At 47.7% G+C, this 20,691-nt stretch carries 23 protein-coding genes, 1 tRNA gene, 2 pseudogenes and 1 riboswitch; of the genes and pseudogenes, 15 read left to right on the top strand and 11 right to left on the bottom strand.

Annotation, left to right across the window (positions count from 1 at the left end):
- Window positions 1-7: 7 nt before the first annotated feature.
- Both OGV38_RS03930 and OGV38_RS03935 read right to left on the bottom strand, forming a co-directional pair.
- A complete protein-coding gene (locus tag OGV38_RS03930; protein WP_103766121.1) occupies window positions 8-370 on the bottom strand; it encodes a copper resistance protein in 363 nt (120 codons plus the stop codon).
- 70 nt (window positions 371-440) lie between these two features.
- Window positions 441-845, bottom strand: a complete 405-nt coding sequence (locus OGV38_RS03935; protein ID WP_016156158.1) for a VOC family protein — start codon at window positions 843-845, stop codon at window positions 441-443.
- 397 nt (window positions 846-1,242) lie between these two features.
- Between OGV38_RS03935 and dsbA the strand changes: the two genes are divergently transcribed.
- The 4 genes from dsbA to OGV38_RS03955 all read left to right on the top strand — a co-directional run bounded on the left by dsbA (window position 1,243) and on the right by OGV38_RS03955 (window position 4,094).
- Window positions 1,243-1,866, top strand: coding sequence for a thiol:disulfide interchange protein DsbA (dsbA, locus tag OGV38_RS03940; protein WP_016156157.1), 624 nt, complete (start codon window positions 1,243-1,245; stop codon window positions 1,864-1,866).
- A gap of 206 nt (window positions 1,867-2,072) precedes the next feature.
- Window positions 2,073-2,993 (top strand): curved DNA-binding protein, encoded by a 921-nt coding sequence (cbpA, locus tag OGV38_RS03945; protein ID WP_016152571.1) that lies wholly within the window; start codon window positions 2,073-2,075, stop codon window positions 2,991-2,993.
- The gene (gene cbpM / locus OGV38_RS03950; RefSeq protein ID WP_016152570.1) at window positions 2,993-3,286 is read left to right on the top strand and encodes a chaperone modulator CbpM; all 294 of its coding nucleotides are present in this window, start codon (window positions 2,993-2,995) and stop codon (window positions 3,284-3,286) included. Before cbpA ends, cbpM begins: the two co-directional genes overlap by 1 nt.
- Before the next feature lie 121 nt (window positions 3,287-3,407).
- Complete coding sequence (locus OGV38_RS03955; protein ID WP_131348276.1) at window positions 3,408-4,094, top strand: Crp/Fnr family transcriptional regulator; 687 nt, start codon at window positions 3,408-3,410, stop codon at window positions 4,092-4,094.
- A 47-nt stretch (window positions 4,095-4,141) separates the two neighbouring features.
- On the opposite strand, the gene OGV38_RS03960 is transcribed toward OGV38_RS03955, so the two are convergent.
- From OGV38_RS03960 to OGV38_RS03980, 5 genes and pseudogenes are all read right to left on the bottom strand, one after another.
- Window positions 4,142-4,978, bottom strand: a complete 837-nt coding sequence (locus OGV38_RS03960; protein ID WP_200100779.1) for an outer membrane protein OmpK — start codon at window positions 4,976-4,978, stop codon at window positions 4,142-4,144.
- 95 nt (window positions 4,979-5,073) lie between these two features.
- On the bottom strand, window positions 5,074-6,228 hold the full coding sequence (tsgA, locus tag OGV38_RS03965; protein ID WP_286472956.1) for an MFS transporter TsgA: 1,155 nt from the start codon (window positions 6,226-6,228) through the stop codon (window positions 5,074-5,076).
- A gap of 38 nt (window positions 6,229-6,266) precedes the next feature.
- Window positions 6,267-6,974 carry a purine-nucleoside phosphorylase gene (gene deoD, locus OGV38_RS03970; protein ID WP_016156154.1) on the bottom strand — a complete coding sequence of 236 codons (708 nt, stop codon included), beginning with the start codon at window positions 6,972-6,974 and terminating at the stop codon, window positions 6,267-6,269.
- 184 nt (window positions 6,975-7,158) lie between these two features.
- Window positions 7,159-7,266 (bottom strand): annotated as a pseudogene (locus tag OGV38_RS03975) (YcgJ family protein); the annotation flags it as partial.
- Between the two features lie 147 nt (window positions 7,267-7,413).
- Window positions 7,414-8,223 carry a CatB-related O-acetyltransferase gene (locus tag OGV38_RS03980; RefSeq protein WP_286472957.1) on the bottom strand — a complete coding sequence of 270 codons (810 nt, stop codon included), beginning with the start codon at window positions 8,221-8,223 and terminating at the stop codon, window positions 7,414-7,416.
- Window positions 8,224-8,775: 552 nt separating this feature from the next.
- Between OGV38_RS03980 and OGV38_RS03985 the strand changes: the two genes are divergently transcribed.
- From OGV38_RS03985 to OGV38_RS04020, 8 genes are all read left to right on the top strand, one after another.
- Window positions 8,776-9,315, top strand: coding sequence for a GNAT family N-acetyltransferase (locus tag OGV38_RS03985; protein ID WP_210591501.1), 540 nt, complete (start codon window positions 8,776-8,778; stop codon window positions 9,313-9,315).
- Window positions 9,316-9,526: 211 nt separating this feature from the next.
- A riboswitch (cobalamin riboswitch) is annotated at window positions 9,527-9,750 on the top strand.
- 221 nt (window positions 9,751-9,971) lie between these two features.
- Window positions 9,972-11,027 carry an ABC transporter substrate-binding protein gene (locus OGV38_RS03990; RefSeq protein ID WP_269517447.1) on the top strand — a complete coding sequence of 352 codons (1,056 nt, stop codon included), beginning with the start codon at window positions 9,972-9,974 and terminating at the stop codon, window positions 11,025-11,027.
- Between the two features lie 66 nt (window positions 11,028-11,093).
- Window positions 11,094-12,161 carry a FecCD family ABC transporter permease gene (locus tag OGV38_RS03995; RefSeq protein ID WP_016156150.1) on the top strand — a complete coding sequence of 356 codons (1,068 nt, stop codon included), beginning with the start codon at window positions 11,094-11,096 and terminating at the stop codon, window positions 12,159-12,161.
- The gene (locus OGV38_RS04000; protein ID WP_047501115.1) at window positions 12,158-12,973 is read left to right on the top strand and encodes an ABC transporter ATP-binding protein; all 816 of its coding nucleotides are present in this window, start codon (window positions 12,158-12,160) and stop codon (window positions 12,971-12,973) included. Before OGV38_RS03995 ends, OGV38_RS04000 begins: the two co-directional genes overlap by 4 nt.
- 10 nt (window positions 12,974-12,983) lie before the next feature.
- The gene (locus OGV38_RS04005; RefSeq protein WP_047501117.1) at window positions 12,984-13,424 is read left to right on the top strand and encodes a pseudoazurin; all 441 of its coding nucleotides are present in this window, start codon (window positions 12,984-12,986) and stop codon (window positions 13,422-13,424) included.
- 27 nt (window positions 13,425-13,451) lie between these two features.
- Window positions 13,452-14,003, top strand: coding sequence for a ubiquinol-cytochrome c reductase iron-sulfur subunit (gene petA, locus OGV38_RS04010; protein WP_049042414.1), 552 nt, complete (start codon window positions 13,452-13,454; stop codon window positions 14,001-14,003).
- Window position 14,004: 1 nt separating this feature from the next.
- Window positions 14,005-15,165, top strand: a complete 1,161-nt coding sequence (locus OGV38_RS04015; protein ID WP_047501122.1) for a cytochrome b — start codon at window positions 14,005-14,007, stop codon at window positions 15,163-15,165.
- Between the two features lie 2 nt (window positions 15,166-15,167).
- Window positions 15,168-15,971 (top strand): cytochrome c1, encoded by an 804-nt coding sequence (locus OGV38_RS04020; protein ID WP_049042405.1) that lies wholly within the window; start codon window positions 15,168-15,170, stop codon window positions 15,969-15,971.
- A 387-nt stretch (window positions 15,972-16,358) separates the two neighbouring features.
- Here the strand turns inward: OGV38_RS04020 and OGV38_RS04025 are convergent, their stop codons facing one another.
- The gene (locus OGV38_RS04025; protein ID WP_286472959.1) at window positions 16,359-16,658 is read right to left on the bottom strand and encodes a hypothetical protein; all 300 of its coding nucleotides are present in this window, start codon (window positions 16,656-16,658) and stop codon (window positions 16,359-16,361) included.
- Window positions 16,659-17,053: 395 nt separating this feature from the next.
- Window positions 17,054-17,410, bottom strand: coding sequence for a hypothetical protein (locus OGV38_RS04030; RefSeq protein ID WP_049040814.1), 357 nt, complete (start codon window positions 17,408-17,410; stop codon window positions 17,054-17,056).
- A gap of 359 nt (window positions 17,411-17,769) precedes the next feature.
- Between OGV38_RS04030 and OGV38_RS25055 the strand changes: the two are divergent.
- From OGV38_RS25055 to OGV38_RS04040, 3 genes and pseudogenes are all read left to right on the top strand, one after another.
- Window positions 17,770-17,949: pseudogene (locus OGV38_RS25055) on the top strand (tyrosine-type recombinase/integrase); the annotation flags it as partial.
- A gap of 50 nt (window positions 17,950-17,999) precedes the next feature.
- A complete protein-coding gene (locus tag OGV38_RS04035) occupies window positions 18,000-18,230 on the top strand; it encodes a type II toxin-antitoxin system Phd/YefM family antitoxin (protein ID WP_049040815.1) in 231 nt (76 codons plus the stop codon).
- Between the two features lie 26 nt (window positions 18,231-18,256).
- Window positions 18,257-18,586 carry a type II toxin-antitoxin system RelE/ParE family toxin gene (locus OGV38_RS04040; protein ID WP_049040818.1) on the top strand — a complete coding sequence of 110 codons (330 nt, stop codon included), beginning with the start codon at window positions 18,257-18,259 and terminating at the stop codon, window positions 18,584-18,586.
- A 111-nt stretch (window positions 18,587-18,697) separates the two neighbouring features.
- Here the strand turns inward: OGV38_RS04040 and OGV38_RS04045 are convergent.
- Both OGV38_RS04045 and OGV38_RS04050 read right to left on the bottom strand, forming a co-directional pair.
- Window positions 18,698-18,785, bottom strand: a tRNA-Ser gene (locus OGV38_RS04045).
- 142 nt (window positions 18,786-18,927) lie between these two features.
- Window positions 18,928-20,556, bottom strand: coding sequence for an ABC transporter substrate-binding protein (locus OGV38_RS04050; protein WP_047359360.1), 1,629 nt, complete (start codon window positions 20,554-20,556; stop codon window positions 18,928-18,930).
- Window positions 20,557-20,691: the final 135 nt, after the last annotated feature.

The following is a 20,691-nucleotide window of genomic DNA, read 5'->3' on the forward strand; positions in this document are numbered from 1 at the left end:
TGTTCTGTCATTCACGGAAGACGCAAAATCGCAGATGTACCCTTAGCGTGGGCGGCGAGATGGCTCGCGGTGGGAAAAAAGGCAGACGAAACGCCCGCACTGGCGCCAGCAGCGACAGTAGCAGACACAGCACCAGAATAGCGCCTTCGAACAGTACCGGGGGCGCCGCCAGTAATGACTTCGCACTCAGTTCACAAGGGGTAACGGACGAGGCCTCATCGGTCTGCGCTTGTCCGCTTACGACCACGCTTGTGGCAACGGTGTCCATCTGCAACGCGTGCAGGCCCGCCATGCGTTGTGCGGTACAAACCATCACCACAACACATGCCAGACAGAGGAACCACCATCCCATCCGTTGACGTTTCGCCATTATACCCTCACTGATTGATGCGAGTTATCTTAACCACTCACCAGGTTTTGGCAACCTTTGCGCTGTAAAGTTATGTCCTGTCATCAGCAGGATATACCGCGATTTCAATCAGATTGAGATCGGGATCTCTGACGTAAACCGAGCGAATCGGTCCCATCGCACCGGTTCGTGCAACCGGCCCCTCAACAATATCGACCCCGTGCGTTTGAAACGTGGCTATCACCTCTTCCAGCGCACGCGTGGTGATAAAACACAAATCCAGCGCCCCCGGCGTTGGCGCGTAAGCTTTGGGTTCAAACTCCTTTCCCCGAATGTGGAGGTTAATTTTCTGATTGCCAAAGACGAAGGCTTTCCGCCCTTGCGCGAAGGTTTCCAGCCTCATCCCTAAAAGTTCGACATAAAAACGAACGCATGCCTCTTCATTATTGGAGGTCAATACCAGATGATCCAGGTGGTCAATCATAGCGATATCCATTTTGGTTGCTCATCTCAGACACTTACCCTATTCATTCACACGCTACAAGAAAAAGAGAATCTTACGGCTGCGTTGACAGAACATAGCGCAAGGCGTTGCGGCTCACGTTTTATAAATTAAATGATAATTAATCATATTTTTGTTTTTATTTATTACAATATAACATTGCCAAAATAATTGCGGAAATATCACGGAAGTGATCATTCACTATTTACGAAGAGTACCAAAGGATATTCGCAGAACAGTACATAAATACTGTCCCGCTACGTATTGATGCGTAAATGAAAGTAAGGGTCAGCGCATTTTTAGGTGATTATCGTATTATAGCCCGACGCAATGAAGAGCGTATTCATTCGCAGAAAATTTGTTTATTGAATGTTATTTAGAGTATATGGAAATGAAAAAATATTTATTACCCCTGATTGGGTTACTTTTTACCGTTAGCGCTCAGGCAGCACCATTTACCGACGGCAAAGAGTTTATCTCACTGGAAAAACCCGTCGCTTCAGCCCCGGCAGCGCTGAAGTTTTTCTCATTCTATTGTCCTTCCTGCTATCAGTACGATGAAGTTTTTGAAATCACTGATAACGTGAAAAAAGTTTTGCCTGCTGACGTCAAACTCACCGAATACCACGTCGACTTTTTAGGCCCTCTGGGGCAAGACATGACGCACGCCTGGTCCGTCGCCATGCTGTTGAACGTGCAAGATAAAGTTAAACCGTTGCTTTTTGATGCCGTGCAGAAAAAACAAACCATTAAATCGGCGGACGATATACGTAACGTATTTATCAGCGCGGGCGTCAGTGCCAGTGATTATGATGCTGCATGGAATAGTTTTGCCGTGAAATCACTAACCGCCAAACAGCAAGAAATGGCTAAAGCCGTAGATTTAACCGGTGTGCCCGCCATTTTTATCAACGGTAAATATATGATCAATCCGAAAGGACTGAAATCTGATGACCTTAACGCGTTCGTACAAAACTATGCTGATACGGTCCGCTTCCTGATCACTAAATCCTGATGTTTAGCTAATCTCACTATTCGCACCACACAACAGACGTCATAACGTTAAAAAGCGCTGTTGGTGGTGCAACGCCCGCATCGTTTATAGCAATATCCTCCCTTCCCGGTTGGCATTCTCCGTTATCAGGATTACCCTAAACTTAGCGGTGATACCTGTTGTCAGGGTTCACCTTCTGCAAGTGTTGATTTACACGAGAGAACGCTATGGAATTAAAGGATTATTACGCCATTATGGGCGTGAAACCGACAGACGATCTCAAGACAATCAAGACCGCCTATCGTCGACTCGCCCGGAAATATCATCCTGATGTCAGCAAAGAGACTGACGCGGAGGCCCGGTTTAAAGAGGTTGCTGAAGCCTGGGAAGTCCTGAGTGATGAACAGCGACGCGCCGAGTACGACCAGTTGTGGCAGCACCGCAACGACCCACAGTTCAACCGTCAATTCCAACAAGGAGAGAATCAACGCTATAACGCCGAAGATTTCGACGATATCTTCTCCTCCATTTTTGGTCAGCATGCGCAACAGTCTCGCCAGCGTCATGCCAGCCGCGGGCACGATATTGAAATTGAAGTCGCCGTATTCCTCGAAGAAACGCTTACTGAGCATAGCCGCACGATCAGTTACACCCTGCCGGTTTACAATGCGTTCGGCATGGTCGAACGTGAAATTCCTAAAACGTTGAATGTGAAAATTCCGGCTGGCGTCGGTAACGGTCAGCGTATTCGTCTGAAAGGCCAGGGCACCCCCGGTGAAAACGGCGGACCAAACGGTGATTTGTGGCTGGTGATTCATATCGCGCCACATCCGCTGTTCGATATTGTTAACCAGGATCTGGAAGTGGTCGTTCCCCTGGCGCCGTGGGAAGCCGCGCTGGGCGCGAAAGTAACCGTTCCGACGTTAAAAGAGAGCATCCTGCTGACCATTCCTGCGGGCAGCCAGGCCGGGCAGCGGTTACGCATTAAGGGCAAAGGTCTGGTAAGTAAAAAACATACCGGCGATTTGTATGCGGTGATCAAAATCGTCATGCCGCCGAAACCTGACGACGCCAGCGCCGCCCTGTGGCAGCAGTTGGCGGATGCACAAAAGACCTTTGATCCGCGCAAAGAGTGGGGGAAAGCATAATGGCTAACGTCACCGTCACCTTTACCATTACCGAGTTTTGTCTGTACACCGGTGTGTCAGAAGAAGAGCTACATGAGATTGTCGGCTTAGGGGTGATAGAACCTCATGAAGACGAGACTTTTGACGATCATGCGCTGACCGTCATGCGTCGCGCGATACGCCTGCGTCAGGAGCTGGAACTTGACTGGCCGGGAATTGCCGTTGCGCTGACATTGCTGGAAGAGAACGCTCAACTGCGGCAGGAAAATCGCCTGCTGCGCCAGCGATTGTCTCGCTTTATCAGCCATCCTTAGTGTGTCAAGGCCAGCATGGTGCTGGCCCTTTTATTATCCGCAACCCGCTCTTAATGACATTGCGCAGCAGATGGCATACAGTCAGCGATAAGAATTATCTCAAACAATAAGACGTTGAACCATGCAGCTTAAGCCCCTCACAAAAGGTCGTTTTCACAATATCTGGCAGCAGGATGATGCCTTAATTGAGAAGATATTCCAGGAGTTGCTCTCTGAAACACAGATTATCCAGGAAGATGACTATCTTTACCGCCAGGGACAGGTAGTCGATCGACTAATCATGGTGCAGTCAGGGAGAATTTCTCTGCGTTATAGCGCGGAGAATGGTCGCCGTTTTCAACTGGGTGCAATGGAATGTGATGAGCAACTGTTTGGCGAAATGGAGTTTTTTACCGGGTATCGTTGCCAGCTTGATATCGTAGCCGAAGAACCGCTGACCGTGGCGGTATGCAACTGTGACCGTCTGGAGGAAGCGCTGAACCGGCATCCCAGACTGGCGATATTTTTCGCCAGCGCAATGGCCGTTGATTATCAGGATATGCTGGAAATCTTCCTGCACCGGATGCTCTACCCTATCGTACATAACGTGGCGTATGACCTGTATCGCCAGCATCAGGACAAGCAGCCAATGGATGGTTTTCATAAAAAATACCAGGAAGCTGAGCGATTCGGCACCACCGACCGGGTCTATCGGCGGGCGGTGAAAGCGCTGACGGATGCCGGACTGGTAACGCGCACGAAGCAAGGACTGGAGATTAAGGATCTGGATGGGCTGCGTAAATTTCTCGGCAATGACATCATTGACTGACACACCAACCCTGGCAAACGGAGCATTGGTGTGTCATTTCAGCGCAATCAGAACTTATAGGTGAGGTTGAAATAGTGACCCAGTCCGGTGGTACGCCCTGCTCCACCGTGGTTTTCCATCAATGCCATGTTGCGGAAATATTTTAAGCCATAACCTACTGCATAATGCTCTGAATGCCAGTAGATGCCGTTATACCATTCAATCGCGTTATTGCTATATAACGGCTGGTTAGCAATCTTGTTCGCGGCGAACTGGTAGTCAAAGTAACCCTGATAGTTCAAATAACTGCCGTTGGCGAATGTATAGAACGGCGTCGACCAGTTGGTCGAGAACATGTAACCATCCCACTTGCCTTCGTTATCCGCACCGTAATTTTCACGTACATAGTGCGCATAAATGTTCATTCCCACCAGACCAAACCACGGCACTTTAACATCCGTGCCGAGACCAACGTAATGCTCGAATAATTCCCGGTCGCCAATGTTATTTACCGTTGCGATATAGAATTCGTTAAATGGCCCAACGGATAAATCTTTATTAAAAATGGCGTCGAGGGAAAAACGTGGAGATATCTTGGCAAAGAAGTTATCCCCCCCGTGACGATCGTCCTGCTCGCGATCCAAAATATCAAAGAAATCCACATAACCATACAGATCGATAATCCCGGATCGTGCGCCAAACTCCAGCTCAAGATAGGTGTCATTACGAATACCATAAGGCACTTTCGCATCCACACTTTGCATTAAGTTCATCTGCATCCAGTTAAAATCATTTTTGCGGATGTTGCCATTGGCATAATCAGCCGCAAGCGCTTGCGTACAGCACATCGCAATTACCGCACCCAGAACTGTTTTTTTCATCATTGATTTATTTTTCTTCAGCATTTTCAATTCCTTTGAGCAAAGTTGAGTGTCGCCCCACCAGTTAAATGGCGTGACGGCGGGCTATCTAATTAAAGAGGTAAGCGTTATTACTGTGTTTAATTACGTTTGAGTTTTAATGTACCCATCAACATAATAAAGATAATTAAATACAACACCGGTATTGCATACATAATTTTCTGCAATCCCATAGTTTTTTCCATTAACGCACTGATCGCCGGACTGAACATGGCGCCAGCACTACCGCTAATTAAAATATAAGAAACGGTCTGGCTACTCGCGCGCTTCACGAAAGAAACCCCGTAGGCAATAAAGGAGTTATACAGTGCTGCGCAGACAAACCCGTAACTATAGGCCAGATAATCAAGCCCGGAGATATTTTCCTTCGTGACAATGATGGTGGTAATAACGCAAGCTAACAAAATAATGCTAAGCAAGAAATAATGTATCTTTACGCGGGAAACAATAACGGTTGAGACTAACGCGCCGACCAGCGCAGCACCCCAGTATTGCGTAATAATATTACCTGCTTCTTCGAAGGGAATACCAAATTTGTTCTTCACAAATAATGGTGCCCAGGTCAGGAAGGTATACAGCGCCAACATACCTAAGAACAGGCCAATGCCTCCGCTGATAATCCCTGGATTCCACTCGGATTTCACCGGGTCTGCGCTATCCGCTGCAGGAGCCGTTTCACAGGCGGTAAAGCGGGTGAGAGCCACAACGCCCAGCGTGAGTAAGGCCACTATGCCTACGCTCAGATAGCTGTAACTCCACGACATATTGTGCGTCAGGGCGAAGGTGGTAATCAGCGGGAAAACTACGCCCGCGACGTTAAAGGTGGCGTCCTGCACCACCAGCATCGTACTTTGAATGCGATCCTGCCAAACCGAAACCACGATCGTTCCCGCCACGCACAGACCAATCCCGCCGCAGAAACCCACCAGGGTCATGGCGACCATCACCGGCCATAAGCCAGGGCTTAAGTGCATTGCGAGAGCGCAGAGGAACACTATCGAATAGATAATGAGCGTCATACGCTTAACGCCGATTTTCTCAATCAGGAAAAAGGCGGCGATGGTCCCGGCTAAAGCCCCACCGTTAAGCAACGAAAATATCGAGGCGACGGTATTCACATCGGCACTGTAGCGTACTGCAATCGGTTCAATCAGCATACCAAACTGACTGGCAAATCCTGCCATAATAAAATTTGCCAGAAAACTAATCAGCGTAAGTGCTATTTTATTCTTCATATAATGCCATCTCTGATTGGTTCATTTAAATTTTGATGCTAAGCCGTAACAGCTGTATTTAGCGCCAGCTCTATCATATTTTTAAAGGTTAACTGCCGTTCTTCCGCCGTTGTTTCTTCTCCTGTCAGGCAATGATCGGATACGGTTAATATAGCCAACGCTTCAATATTAAACTGATGCGCTAAAGCGTATAACCCTGCCACTTCCATATCCACACCCAGCACACCAAACTTTTCCAGTGCAGGTATTAAATTTTCGTCAGGATCGTAATAAAGATCGCCACTGAAGACATTGCCGACTTTAACGTCAATACCGGCCTTCTGCGCCAATGCCCACGCCTGCTGCAATAATGGGAAATGGGCAGATGTCGCCATCGTGTAGCCCGCGCTACGTTTTAAATTTGTGACGGAATCCGTTCCGGCGGCGATGGCAAGAATAATATCTCGCATTTTGACATGATGTTGTGTTGCCCCCAGACTGCCGACACGAATAATTCGCTGTACACCGAAGTCATGTACCAGTTCATGAGCATAAAGCGTCATTGACGGAATACCCATGCCATGTCCCATCACCGAAACAGGTTGCCCAAAATAAAGACCGGTATAGCCTAGCATATTGCGTACATTGGTGACTTCGCGGTAATCCATTAGATAATTTTCGGCAATAAACTTAGCGCGAAGCGGATCGCCCGGCATAATAACGGTTGGCGCAAAATCACCCGCTTTGGCATTAATATGTGCAGTCATAACAATTCCTGAATTATGGGTATTGAAGATATGCAGGGATTGTAACCAGAGGTTTGCAGAGGATTGAGGACAAAAGTCCTGCTCAGAGGATCGGCCTCTCATTTCTGAGAGTTAGTGTTGCGGGCAGATGGAAAAGCAGAAAACGGCGTCCCCGCCGCGCAGGCAGGGAAAACGCGCAGGACTATCAGGATTTATCGTTCTGTCTGAACAATAGAGCGGTGTAACGAGTATTCAGTTTCCCGCTACGCTTACCATCTGGCCCGAAATAGCGATCGTTTCTACACAGACGCTCGGTGCCAGTCTGGTTAGTCCGGTCGTTGCTGCGTATGCTGACAATGGCAAAACGCTCATCGCTAGCAAGATGCTAACTTTTGTCATCGTGTTGTCCTTATCTCATTTTGCTTTCGCCGGATAACAGTCCCAACAATGACATATTAAACTAAAGAGTTGTAAATATTTCGGTAAGATTAAATTTTTTATATGCTTTTTCTTTTATAGTGCCATTCGATATCAACGTGCTCATTTCAGTGACAAAATTTATAATATCATCACACTTGCTGTTATCAGGTAAATCGGTGTAATTATAGTTCCACCATTTTATTTTTAACAACTGTTCAATAATATCTGACTCAAATCTGTATTTGATAATTTTCGCAGGAACCCCTGCGACAATAGCATATGGAGGCACATCTTTAGTAACAACGGAATTTGCTGCAACAACAGCACCATCACCAATTGAAATACCACCTTTTAAAACGACATCATTGCCAATCCAGACATCATTGCCAATCGTTGTATTTTTAGGCTTTGTAATAAATGGTTTCAATACCCAGTTTTGTCCGAACTCGTTGGCAGCATATTTATCAAACTCGCCATTATAAGTAAGCATATGAGTTGTAAAACGATTCATAGGATGGTTTCCTCCCATGATTTTTACGTTTGATGCAATACTACAAAATCTTCCGATATTTACATTACCCGGAAAATAACAGGTTGGAAATGAAAACACACCAACGCTAGAAAAACTTTTTACTGGCATTGTGGAATATTGTTCAGCAATAACATCAGCTTCAATTCTAATTTTGTCACCTTTCGAGAACAGTAACAAATTTCTTTCTTTATAAACTTTCTTACCTCTATGATTCAAAAAGATATCGTTATCCATGCAAAATTCATAGTGCTTCCGAGTCCATCTAAAAACAAAAATTTCATTTGTGTCTTCTGAAAAATTATAGAGTCTGGTTTTCATACTGTTATTGTCTGCTTTTATTTGAAAATCTACGATTAGATTAAAGATACTCTAAACCCTAACCTTAATCAACTATTACAGTATGAAATAATACATATTGTAAATCACCTTGTTGTGACATTTACTCTTACCACTCATAATTTAGTTTCTATAATATTCTGCTTAGAGAATGAATACAGATATGTTTTGAGACGTCGTTTTCAAAAACAAAATGTCAGATGCTTTTCTATTAGGGCAATCCAGGTAATGAAGAAAAAAATGCAGCCCCAGTTGCAAATGCCTGGCAGCCCAATAGGATGCAATTCTTTTTTCTGTCCCAAGAAGACGCTGAAAACCTTAGTTCTCGCGACAGCCTGACCTTCTGCGCGAAGAATTTTGTTAAGTGTTTCTGCCTGATTGCACTCTGTGGTGGCCGCCCAAACACCCATTTATAACCCGTAATGAGAATAGCTCCGTATGCAATTGCGAGTCTGTCTCCTACTGCTCAATATTGTTTTTAAAGTGGTCTTATTGTTATTATCATTTTCCGTTCTAAATTTGAGTTATGCTGCCATGATCCCATTTAGGTTTAGTGAGATGACTCCCGCCGATATTCCTGCTGTTCAGTCGTTTCTTGTTGAGCATCTTAATTTATTCTTCAATGCCGGTAGAGCCATGCCTTCTGCCGAAGAGGATCTCTTTGATCTCGCACAACAGTATATCTTGCAGGAAAGGAATTTATTACTTTGCGCGTGGAGTGAAAACCAAGAATTAATCGCTACACTGGCGGTATGTCAATATGATGATCGTATTACTGAACTACGTGGTCGCTATAACTTGTCTGAAACGGCGGAAATTTGTCGTTGTTACGTGGATGAGCGCTACCGCAGACAGGGGATCGGAAGTCAGTTGTTTGCTTTAGCTGAGGTATTCTGTCAGCAACATCAATATAAGACTTTGTATCTCCATACACATCATTTTTTACCCGGAGGGTATTATTTCTGGTTGCATAACAATTTTAACGTGATTATGGATATGCAGGATGAATGGCAATTGGTACATATGGAGAGTACACAAAAAAAAGAGTCAAGCGCTGATATGCGGAACTTTTGATGGTGATCAATATGTTTCATACACAGAAGTTTCAGCATGCGTGTAATTTGATCAATATCAACCAATTCTCATTTAGCTTCCTGTTGCTATTTTCATTTACAACATCGCAGTAACCAACAAAATCATAACTCACTGTATTAAATGGGTATTTTTTTCTACACCACTACCTTTTATCTCTTACCCTCTATGGTTGACCTTGTTAACAATTGCCGCTAGAGTCGCTTTCGACAGCATTTCATTACATTTTTGTATATGAATAGGAATATGGTGAGAATTATTCAATTCAATTCCATAACTGCCCCCGCAACTGTAGGCGGATGCAGAATATCCCTGTGTGGCTCATAAACCACAGGTCACTGTAAAGTTCATCTTTATGGGAAGGCCGATATTCTGATTACCGTGAGTCAGGAGACCTGCTGTCAAAGGTATATGCCATTGAGTGGACGGGATGGTCCATGGGATGAATTATTTGACGCAAGCGGTAGTGTATTTATGAATAAGATTTTGGCTGAGTAAAGCTTATTTGCATTTTTTGCATATCTTCATTCTTAAATTTCACGATTCAATGTCATCTATCTTCATGTCTCCTCCCGATATATGGAATGAAATAAGCCATGACCAGACCTTAAGATTCTGGCATCAACGGGACGATGATAATGCACGCTAATTCTACCTTTTACTTCTCTAAAAAAACGCTTCTGGCTATTTTTGGCACGACTGCTCTCCTGCTTACTTCCGGTTTTTCCGAGGCAGCAAAAACCGAATATCCTCTGACGATTAAAAACTGTGGCCACGATATTACCTTCAATCAGGCACCAACGCGCGTGGCGACGGTGGGTCAGAACAGTACCGAGATTCTCTATTCACTGGGGCTGGCCGATCGCGTCGTGGGTACTTCGCTGTGGTTTGGCCCGGTACTGGAGGCTTATAAAACAGCAAACGAAAAAGTCGCCGTTATCGCGCAAAATATTCCAAGCTTTGAAGGGATCGTGGCGAAAAAACCGGATCTGATCGCCAGTCAGTTTGAGTGGCAAATCGGCCCTGCTGGCACGGTTGCCTCTTACGAACAGTTTAGTGAACTTAAAATTCCCGTTTACACCGCGCCAGCTGACTGTGCGAAAGATAACGAAGATGGTGGTGATGGTGTCCGTAAGGGCATGTTTGATATTGCCATGGTGTATCAGGAAGTCGCCGATCTGGCGAAAATCTTCGATGTTCAGGATAAAGGCGAGGCGCTGATTGCCAGCCTTAAAGCACGTGAAGCCGCAGCGAAAAACAAAATTACCGGAATGGATGAGAATGTTTCCGCCGTGTTCTGGTTCTCAAGCGCCGACCTCCAGCTTGACCCTTACGTTGCCGGGAAGTTTGGTCCGGCGGCATGGATCGCCCAAACACTGGGAGTGAAGAATGTGATTGATTCTGCTGAAGAGTGGCCAACGGTGGGTTGGGAAACCATCGCAAAAGCGAATCCTTCACTCATTGTGCTCGGTGAGATGAGCCGTCGCCGCTTCCCGGCGGATGACTGGAAGGTCAAGATGGAATTCCTCAAGTCCGATCCTGTCGCCAAACTGGTTCCTGCCGTCAAGGAAAACCATCTACCGGTCATTGACGTACAGACCATGAATGCCGGGATCAGAACTATTGATGGTGTGGAAAAACTGGCTGATGCCCTTGTTGAATATGGCTTAGCACATCCGCAGGCTGCTCATTAATCTACGTTTTGCGCTATATCCTCGCACGGTGTAGCGCATCTCCGTTACTCAGGAACGCAGATAATCATGAGTGATTCACGCAGGATGCGTCGCGCTGTTGGTCAGCTTGCGGTGAGAGTCAGTGGGCATGCCGTTTGGGTCAGTGCGCTAATGTGTGGCGTACTGCTGGCGGGGATTTCCATCGGCGAAACGCTTATCCCCTGGCAGCATGTTCTCAGCACGCTGGCAAATCATCTTTTTGATACACACTATCCTGTCGATGCGCTGGATGCAGGGATCGTCTGGAACTACCGCCTGACCCGAGCGCTGGTCTCGGCCAGTTGCGGCGCGTGCCTGGCTGTTTCCGGCGTAGTGTTACAGTCGCTGCTACGCAATGCGCTCGCCGAACCCTATCTACTGGGGATTTCTGCCGGAGCGTCCACCGGAGCGGTGCTGATTGCTCTCACTGGACTTGGGGCTGGCATCATCAGTATGTCATTGGGCGCTTTCATTGGTGCGCTGACGGCATTTCTGTTCGTTGCGCTATTGGCGATGGCCGCTGGCGGTAGACAAGGTGGGGGTGTGACAACCCAAATCATCCTTGCCGGGATCGCCAGCTCCCAGCTTTTCAATGCGATTACATCGCTTATCATCACCCGCTCAGCAAACGCCGAGCAAGCACGCGGTATTATGTTCTGGCTGTTGGGCAATTTGAGCGGTGTACGCTGGCCCGATGTAGTCTTAGCCATTCCTACCGCTCTGGTCGGTATCGCGCTGTGCTTCTGTTATGCCCGCCATCTTGATGCTTTCTCCTTTGGCGCGGAGTCTGCGGCATCGCTGGGCATTCCGGTAAAACGTACCCGTGCAGTGCTGATTGCCGCCGTCACCGGCATGACGGCGATTATGGTCTCCATTGTGGGTGCGATCGGCTTTGTCGGTCTGGTGATCCCTCATGCTGCTCGTCTGCTGGTCGGCAACCAGCATCATCGACTGCTGCCGGTTAGTGCGCTTACCGGAGCTATTTTCCTCATTATCGCTGATGTTATTTCCCGCACGTTACTACCCGGTCAGGTACTCCCAATAGGCGTGATCACGGCTCTGGTTGGCGCTCCTGCGTTTTCAATCATTCTGATTAGAGGAAACCAGAACAAATGACGGTGAATCTCGTACAGCCACTCGTTGCCTCTGCGCAAGTCGTTATTGAAGCCTGTAATTTGTACTGGAAGGTAAAAGGTAAGACGATTGTTGAAGATATTTCACTCAGCGTAACGCCCGGCGAGTTTGTCGGCATCATCGGTCCCAACGGCTCGGGCAAAACGTCACTGATTTCACTGCTGGCCGGTTTGCTGAAGCCAACTTCCGGGCGTATCACCCTGCAGCAAAAGGCGCTCCAGCATTATTCGCGGCGTCACCTTGCGCAGCGGGTGGCGTTGGTCGAACAACAGGCAGAAACCAGCGAGCGTCTTACCGCTTTACAAGCCGTTTCTCTGGGGCGCACGCCCTGGCTTAGCCTGCTCTCGCCCTGGTCCGCCAAAGATGACGATATCGTGCAAACTATGCTGGAGAAGGTCGATCTCCGTGAATTACAGCACCGATGCTGGCATACCTTTTCCGGGGGAGAAAAACAGCGCCTGCATATCGCCCGGGCGCTGGCGCAGCAGCCGCAGTTGTTACTGATGGATGAACCCACCAACCATCTCGACATTCAACATCAGATTGGCCTGCTTAGTCTGGTTAAACGTGAAAAGCTCACGGTCATTGCCGCTCTGCACGACCTCAATCATGCCGCGATGTTCTGCGATCGCATCATCGTCATGACATCCGGGCATATGGCGATGCAGGGGACTCCTTGCGCCGTGTTTACCCGTGAAAACCTCCATGCCTGGTTTGGTATCGACGCCATTGTTGAACATGAAACTGGCGCTGAAAACTGTTTTATCCGTTATCAAAGACCTGATGAATTTTAAGGAAGAATCGATGAAATATCTCAAACAGAGCCTGAAAGTTTTATGTTTACTCGCCCTCGCCTCTTCAACCTTCGCACAAACTCACGACGTTTTGATGAAAAATCGTGGGTCTGCGGGACCAATGGTCTATGAGCCGGATTATCTGGAGATCCAGCCCGGGGATACGGTGAAGTTTATCCGTAAACATAAGAGTCACAACGCGGCTTCAATCGCTGAATTGTCTCCGGCTAACTATCCCGGTTTTTTGGGAAAAATCGATGAAGAGATCGAAGTAACTTATGACAATGCCGGATTTTACGGAATCAAATGTACACCGCATTACGCTCAGGGCATGGTGATGCTGATAAAGGTTGGAGATGCCACGTTACCAGCAAGCTATCGGGCATTCAAAGCGCCGGGTATTGCTGATAAGCGCTTTCAGGAAATTTACGCGCGTATCGACAAACGTTAATCCGCGATGCTCAGGGAGAAATACGAGGTGACAGAGAATAAACTTGCAGATGGCGAAATCCAGGAACAGCGCCGGGAATGTCTGTGTAAACTGACAAAATTCGTCGGTGCGGCAGGCGTCGCTGCTGCCGTCTGGCCGCTGGTTTCGGCCCTGGGTCCGGATGAGAAGACTCTTGCGGAAAATGAACCGATTGATGTCTCTCTTGCGGGGGTTGCTGCTGGACAAACCGTCAGACGCGTATGGCAGGGAAAGCTGATTCTTATTCACCATCGCACCCAGGATGAGATTATTACTGCCAGAAGTGCCGACTGGCATACGCTTATCGACCCACAACCGGACAGCGAGAGGGTCTCTGCTACTCATCCTCAATGGCTGGTGGTTCAAGGGTATTGTCCACATGCCGGGTGCGTACCCAACGCCCGACCAGGAGGGGTGGGTTGGATCTGTCCGTGCCACGGCTCAGAGTTTGATACCTCCGGGCGCGTGACGCGCGGCCCCGCGACGACCAACCTGGCAATCCCGGACTACGTTATTCATTCGGATGGTCAGGCCGTGCGTATCGGCACGAAGGAAGCCTGAAATGAGGAGTGAGCGCGTCTATTCGCTTCGCTGGCGTATCCCGTTTCCTCGCTCGATTGCCGGACTCTGGGTATTCGCAATCGGCGCCATCCTGCTGGTTATACTCGGTGTGCAGATCCTTACGGGTATCGTGCTGGCAATGTTTTACGTGCCGACGGCCGAGCTGGCATTTGACTCCATTATTCATATTATGCGTGCGGTTCGCCATGGAGAACTGTTACGCAACATGCATGCTATTGGCGCGTCGCTCTTTTTCTTTGCCTGTTATCTGCATATTTTTCGTGGCATGTACTACAGCGTTTACCGCAAGCCCTGGACGACAATGTGGATGATTAGCGTGACGCTATATATCCTGCTGATGATGACCGCATTTCTTGGTTATAGCCTTATCTGGGGGCAAAAAAGCTACTGGGCGGCCACGGTAATTACCCGCTTTGCCCAGGCCATTCCGCTGGTGGGTGATACCCTTTACGCATATTTAGTCGGCAGCCATACTCCGGGAACGCCGATGCTTGGCCGCTTTTTTGTTCTCCACTTTATTCTTCCCTTTGTGATTGTTGGAGCAACGGTTTTTCATATTCGCACCGTACAGTCGGCGTTTGCGCAGGCGATGAAAAAGAGGTTTAGCGAGAAAGAGTCCAGGAGCCTGCTGTTCGATTACAAAATTACCGATCTTGATGCCATCAAAATCATCCTTTTTTTGATGATCTTCGCCTGGTTCTTATTCTTCGCGCCGCACTATCTGAGCAGCGCCGATAACTTTATTCCTGCGGATCCAACAGTTACACCCGCGATTGTTGCGCCGGAATGGTATTTTCTCCCCTTCTTCTCCATCTTGCGTTGCTTCCCAAATGAATTCGTTGGCTTAGCCGCAATGTGCAGCTCGGTACTGATTTTCTATTTCCTTCCCTGGCTTGATACTTCCCGGGCTCGTTTTCGCCATTACAGCAAACTGGTTAAATGCGGATTCTGGCTGTGGGTCATTAATGCCTGCTTTTTAGGCTGGTTAGGGTCGAAAGCGCTGGTTGGCCCCGATCTTATTGACGGTTTCCGTAACGAAGAGGGCTGGATCCGTGCCGCATCGCAGCTTTCGACTCTGATTTGGTTTGCCTGGTTTTTAATCGTATTACCTTGCCGTCGTTTTCTGGAAAAACAGGACTGATGATGAAACAACTATTGAAAATCAGCATTCTGTCCTTTTCTCTGTTGGGACTGGGTTCCTCCTATGCGCAGGAAGCCACGCCTGAACGGCAGGAATGGAGCTTCAGCGGCATCAATGGCCAGTATGATAAAGCGCAGCTTCGGCGTGGCCTGCAGGTTTATGAAGAGAAGTGTCGCGCTTGTCACGGCATAAAGCACCTTAGCTTTCGGTCGTTGACCAGGCCCGGCGGTCCGGAACTCACGGCTGAAGAAGCAAGAAGTATCGCCAGCGGCTATCAGTTTCCTGAGCTTCAGGATGACGGCCAGATTGGCGAGCGAGACGGGACGCTAAATGACAGCTTCATCTCGCCGTATCTAAACGAGCAGGAAGCACGATACCTTAACAATGGCGCTTCTCCCGTTGACCTGAGCTATATCGTGCGTGCCCGCTCATACGATCGCGGATTCCCGCAATTTCTGTTGGATGCTTTTCTGCCCTACACGGACCAGGGAGCAGATTACGTCTACGCACTGCTAACCGGTTATCAACCTGCCGATCCCGAACTGAAGGCTAATCGCTATTTTCCCGGTGGCGTGATTAACATGCCGAAACCGCTGACCAGCGGAGAGATTCAATGGCGCCCGGCGTCGCTACAAGCTGAAACGGAGGAGCAATATGCCAGGGATGTTACCGCCTTTCTGGCATGGGCGGCCGACCCAACGCTCGCAGAACGAAGACAGCAGGGATATTACGTTATGGGTTACCTGACCTTTATGCTGGGGCTGCTATGGATATTACGACGAATGAAAAGACGTTCGCTCATGTAGGCATTGCCAGATATGAAGATGATTCAGTTCGTCAGCTTTCCGCCGGGCAGCAGCGCTGAGTTGCCCTTGCGCGACTAAGGCTGGAGAAAGATGGCATGACATAAACTGCACAAAACGAAAAAACCCCGAGCTATTAAATAGCTCGGGGTTTATGTTTGGCGGAAGCGTAGAGATTCGAACTCTAGAACCCTTTCGGGTCGCCGGTTTTCAAGACCGATGACAATTTCAATAAAATCAACGACATGATATTTGTTCTTAGTAAATTGTACGAACTTTGCACCCAGAAAAAACAACATGTTAGGCACAACCTTGAAGATAGTATACCAACACTTTCAAAGAAATCTGCCTTCCATGGCTATCAATTCCGGTTCATCATAATCACCATCATCAGGTGGTGTTCCCGGCATTGGCGGCCGGGGATGTATTAGTGCCACTGCCCCCCCCCCTTTTTCTTAATCCCCTCACCAGCATTCCCAGTAAATCTTTTCCATCCTGACTGCGTAATAAATCCGGCTGCACAGTAATATTTTCAGCCACAAATTTTAAGTCATCGCCGGGCAGAGATTCTTCAAGAACGGCAATAATTGCCTGCATGGGTTGCGGCGCCTCTGGTTGACGCTCCTGAATGTACCTGTCGACTTCAGTTCGGATACTCTGCACAAAATGATCGTTTTTCTGAAACTGCATGGCTTTTCGCCCCATATCCTGTGAGACCTTAAACACACGGTTGGTTACATCAGCCAGCGTTTCATTCGCTTTGACGGCGTTAACCAGTTTGTTGCTTAATTCAGTCCATGCGTTTGCGTATTCAACAACAACGTTTGCTGATAATGCGGTCGCTACCGCTGATGCAACGGCGCTTAATTTGCCAAATGAGGCACTGACTTTTTTACGGAATTATCTGTTTTGCCAAAACCCGACTGCATTTTTTATTCGCAGTGTCGACCTCTTTTTGTGCGTTCAAAAGAGGGGCTGTCTGGGCATTTACTGTGTAATAAATCCCCCCTAAATCCTCTGATATATTTCCTCCGGGAAATAAATAACCCCGCCGGAGCGAGGTTTAAGTTATTTAGAATTATTATCTATTTAGCATTAAAACATCCTGGTAGCGTTTTATCCAACACTAGGTTACCTTCAACCGTAAACCCCTGAACACCAAATAAAAATGCGTATACATATTGTTCGACAACAACATTAGTCAACCCCACGGCACAGCGATTCTGCTCTATAGCCCTGTCCGCTGCTTCCTTAACATTTGGCATACCTAGTGGGAAAATAACTATCGCCGAACTATCCTCCCCGGTAACACGATTACCGGTGACAAATTGTCCTCCGTTCATATTGTAATTTTTAGTGCTTGCCACCGTCAGATCAGCAACGCGCTGACTGCACCCCGATAAAAATAACACTCCCAAAATACACATCGCCACTCGTTTCATTTTACAACTCCATGCCTGGAAAAATCGCACCGTATCACTACGCGCGAACAGTGCCAGAGCGAATCCGTGATTTTAACAACTTTAGGAATTTATAAAAATTAACTGAAATTATTCATTAGAAGTAAACATTCACTGCAATAGATGATCTTAATAACAGTGATTTTTATCACGATGAGTTATTTACGGATACTAATCTATTAGTCTCTTCGTTTAAAAGTGCTGTTGGCGCGGAATACATTCGGTACCGGCGGTGAGTTTGTTGTGACGACAAACAAAGGCAGTCGTGTGATCCCGAAAACGTTAAATAACTGTTGGACGATGCGAAACGAACTGCAGAGCAGAAAGCCAGCGTTCCGTTCGACCGCAATTTCCACGACATTAGAGCAAAGGAGATTTCGGATCTACGCAGGTTCCAGCCGGGACAAGCAACTATTTTCTGGTCATAAAACGGAAATCATGTGCTGGTTTACGACCGCAAAGTGAAGGTGATGCCGACGTTGGACGCTCCATTCATTGAAAAACAACACCGTTGCATTTAGATCAAATTTAGACTAAATTAAGACTCCCATAACTGATAAAGGAAAGTGCGATGCGAATTGAGACTATTAGCTTCGTTAAGAAAAACGCAGCTTCTCTCAATTTATCTGAGCCGATCCTAGTAACACAAAATGGCACCCCCGCGTACGTTATCGAGTCTTATGAACAAGTGCAGGAGCGGGAAAATGCTATTGCTCTTCTGAAGCTTCTCACACTGTCTGAGAAAGATAAATCTGACGGTAAGGTACTTTCGAAGGAGCAGTTACTGGATGGGCTTATATGAGAGAATACTGATATAAGGATCCTGTAATGGAAAGCGTCAAAATCGAATACACGCATACAGTCAAAACCTGCATTGATGACATTGCCAACTATCTGCATCACGTTGACGTGGAAGTGAAGCCCGTGATTACCGACATTCTTGAGCAGTTTGAGAAACAGGTCAGCCAGTTTCCCCTCGGTTGCCAAGTTTGCCCGGAGTTGATCAAGATTGGAGTTGCAAAGTATCGTGAGTGTAACACTGCAGGTGGTTATAGAGTTTTGTATTCGGTAGATGGTTCAACGATTACGGCACATGCAATTTTGTCACACCGCCAAGACGTCAAACAGTTGCTGTTTAAACGACTAATCCAAGCCTAAAAATCTCCCGCTTCGGCGGGATTTTTTTCGTCTAATGTTCTGACAGATGAGGAAAATATTCCAGTAGCCAAAACAACAAGGGGCTACCTTTCGGTAACCCCTTGTTTAATTTGGCGGAAGCGTAGAGATTCGAACTCTAGAACCCTTTCGGGTCGCCGGTTTTCAAGACCGGTGCCTTCAACCGCTCGGCCACGCTTCCAATGAGGCGCACTATAAACATCCCGAACGGACCTGTAAAGCATCAATGCGTTCGTTTGCCTGAAAAACAGCCAAAATATTGTTAATCGACTGAAATAACAACAGATTGACCGTTTATTCAGCACAAATACTGGCTACAGCGCTTAATGTTTTTTGATGAACATATCTTTGGTGTAGTAATTTCCCCGGTTATCTGGCGCAAATCCTCCCACCCACGGCTTCACAAGATGCGTGCGGACATAGTGGTAAACCGGAATCGCTGGTACATCCTCTCCTAAAAGGTCTTCAGCCTGCTGGTAGTATTTGCCTCGCTCCTCCAGCGAAGTTGCTTTCGCCGCCTTGCGCATCGCGTCATCAAAAGCGGGATTGCTGTACCTGGTGGTATTCTCGCTATCGCCGGTACGGAAAATATTGAGGAAACTTGAGGCATCATCATAATCGGCGATCCATGCGTAGCGCACGACGTCAAAATTACCGGTGTGCATGGTATCCAGCATGGTTTTCCATTCCTGATTTTGCAGCTTCGCCTCTACGCCGAGGTTTTTCTTCCACATTGACGATGCGGCAATGGCAATACGCTGGTGCGTTTCGAAGGTGTTATAGAGCAGATTTAGGCTAAGCGGATGCTCAGGGCCATAACCGGCTTCAGCCAGCAGTTTCTTAGCCTCGGTAATGCGTTTTTCGAGCGGCCACGCCGCATATTCCGGCGCATGCAGTTGCACTCCCCCTATTTCCGGCTGGCTGATAACCCACGCCGCGCGTTGTCCCTGCCCCATCACCTTTTGTGCGATGATGTCTTTATCTAACGCCATATTCAGCGCCCGGCGCACGCGCGGGTCATTAAACGGCGCTCGAGTCGTATTGAACTGATAGTAATAGGTTGAAAGCTGAGGTGAGACATGGAGTTCATCGCCCATCGTCTTTTTCAACTGCGCGAACTGATTGACCGGGACGCTATACACAATGTCGATTTCGCCGGCCTTATAGCGGTTAACGTCTGCGGACTCTGAACTGATGGGCAAATAAGTGACCTTATCAATGACGGTGTGCCGATCGTCCCAATAATGCGGGTTACGCACGGCAACGATGCGCTCATTGACTACCCACTGCGATAACTTGTACGCCCCGCTGCAGACAAAATGTTCTGGCCGGGTCCACTTATCACCAAAGCGGCCGATCAGCACTTTATCCAGCGGAACCAGTGACGGGTGCGCCAGCATCGCCAGAAACGCCGCCGTTGGTTGCGTCAGGGTAATTTCCAGCGTGCTATCATCCAGGGCTTTAACCCCGATAGAGGCGGGATCTTTTTTCCCTTGGGCAATATCGAGGGCGTTTGCTACGTGCATATTGCCCAGATACGAGGAATAAGGTGAAGCTGTTTGCGGTGAGACCAGACGCTGCCAGCTCCAGACGACATCCTGTGCGGTAATGGCAGACCCATCTGACCAGGTTATGCCCGGACGTAAATGAAAGGTCCAGACGGTGTTGTCTTTGTTCTCCCAGGACGCGGCCAGCCGGGGTTCGATAGACCCATCCGACTTAACCGCCACCAGTCCGTCGAACATATCGCTGATTAAATTAAATTCAACGTTGCTTTCGACTTTATGCGGATCCAGCGACGCTGGCTCACTGCCATTGTTTCTGACCAGTTCCTGTTTTTCTGCAAGAATTGTTCCTGCGGGAACATTTGCCGCCATCGCCGCGCCGTTGATAGACATCAAACAGACAGTCAACAGCGTAAACGTCAATATCTTCGATTTATGTTGAATCATTCCCTTTACCTTATTGCTCTGTTTTATGTAGACACCGCTGTCACTGTCAGAGAGAAACAGGAATAACGCAATATTTTTCAGTTACCTGGCAGATATCTAACAGGCATTTTTACACATATAGTGCTAACATCTGAT

Origin of the sequence: Citrobacter sp. Cb080, from assembly GCF_030334745.1 — a bacterium.
Lineage (GTDB): Bacteria > Pseudomonadota > Gammaproteobacteria > Enterobacterales > Enterobacteriaceae > Citrobacter > Citrobacter braakii.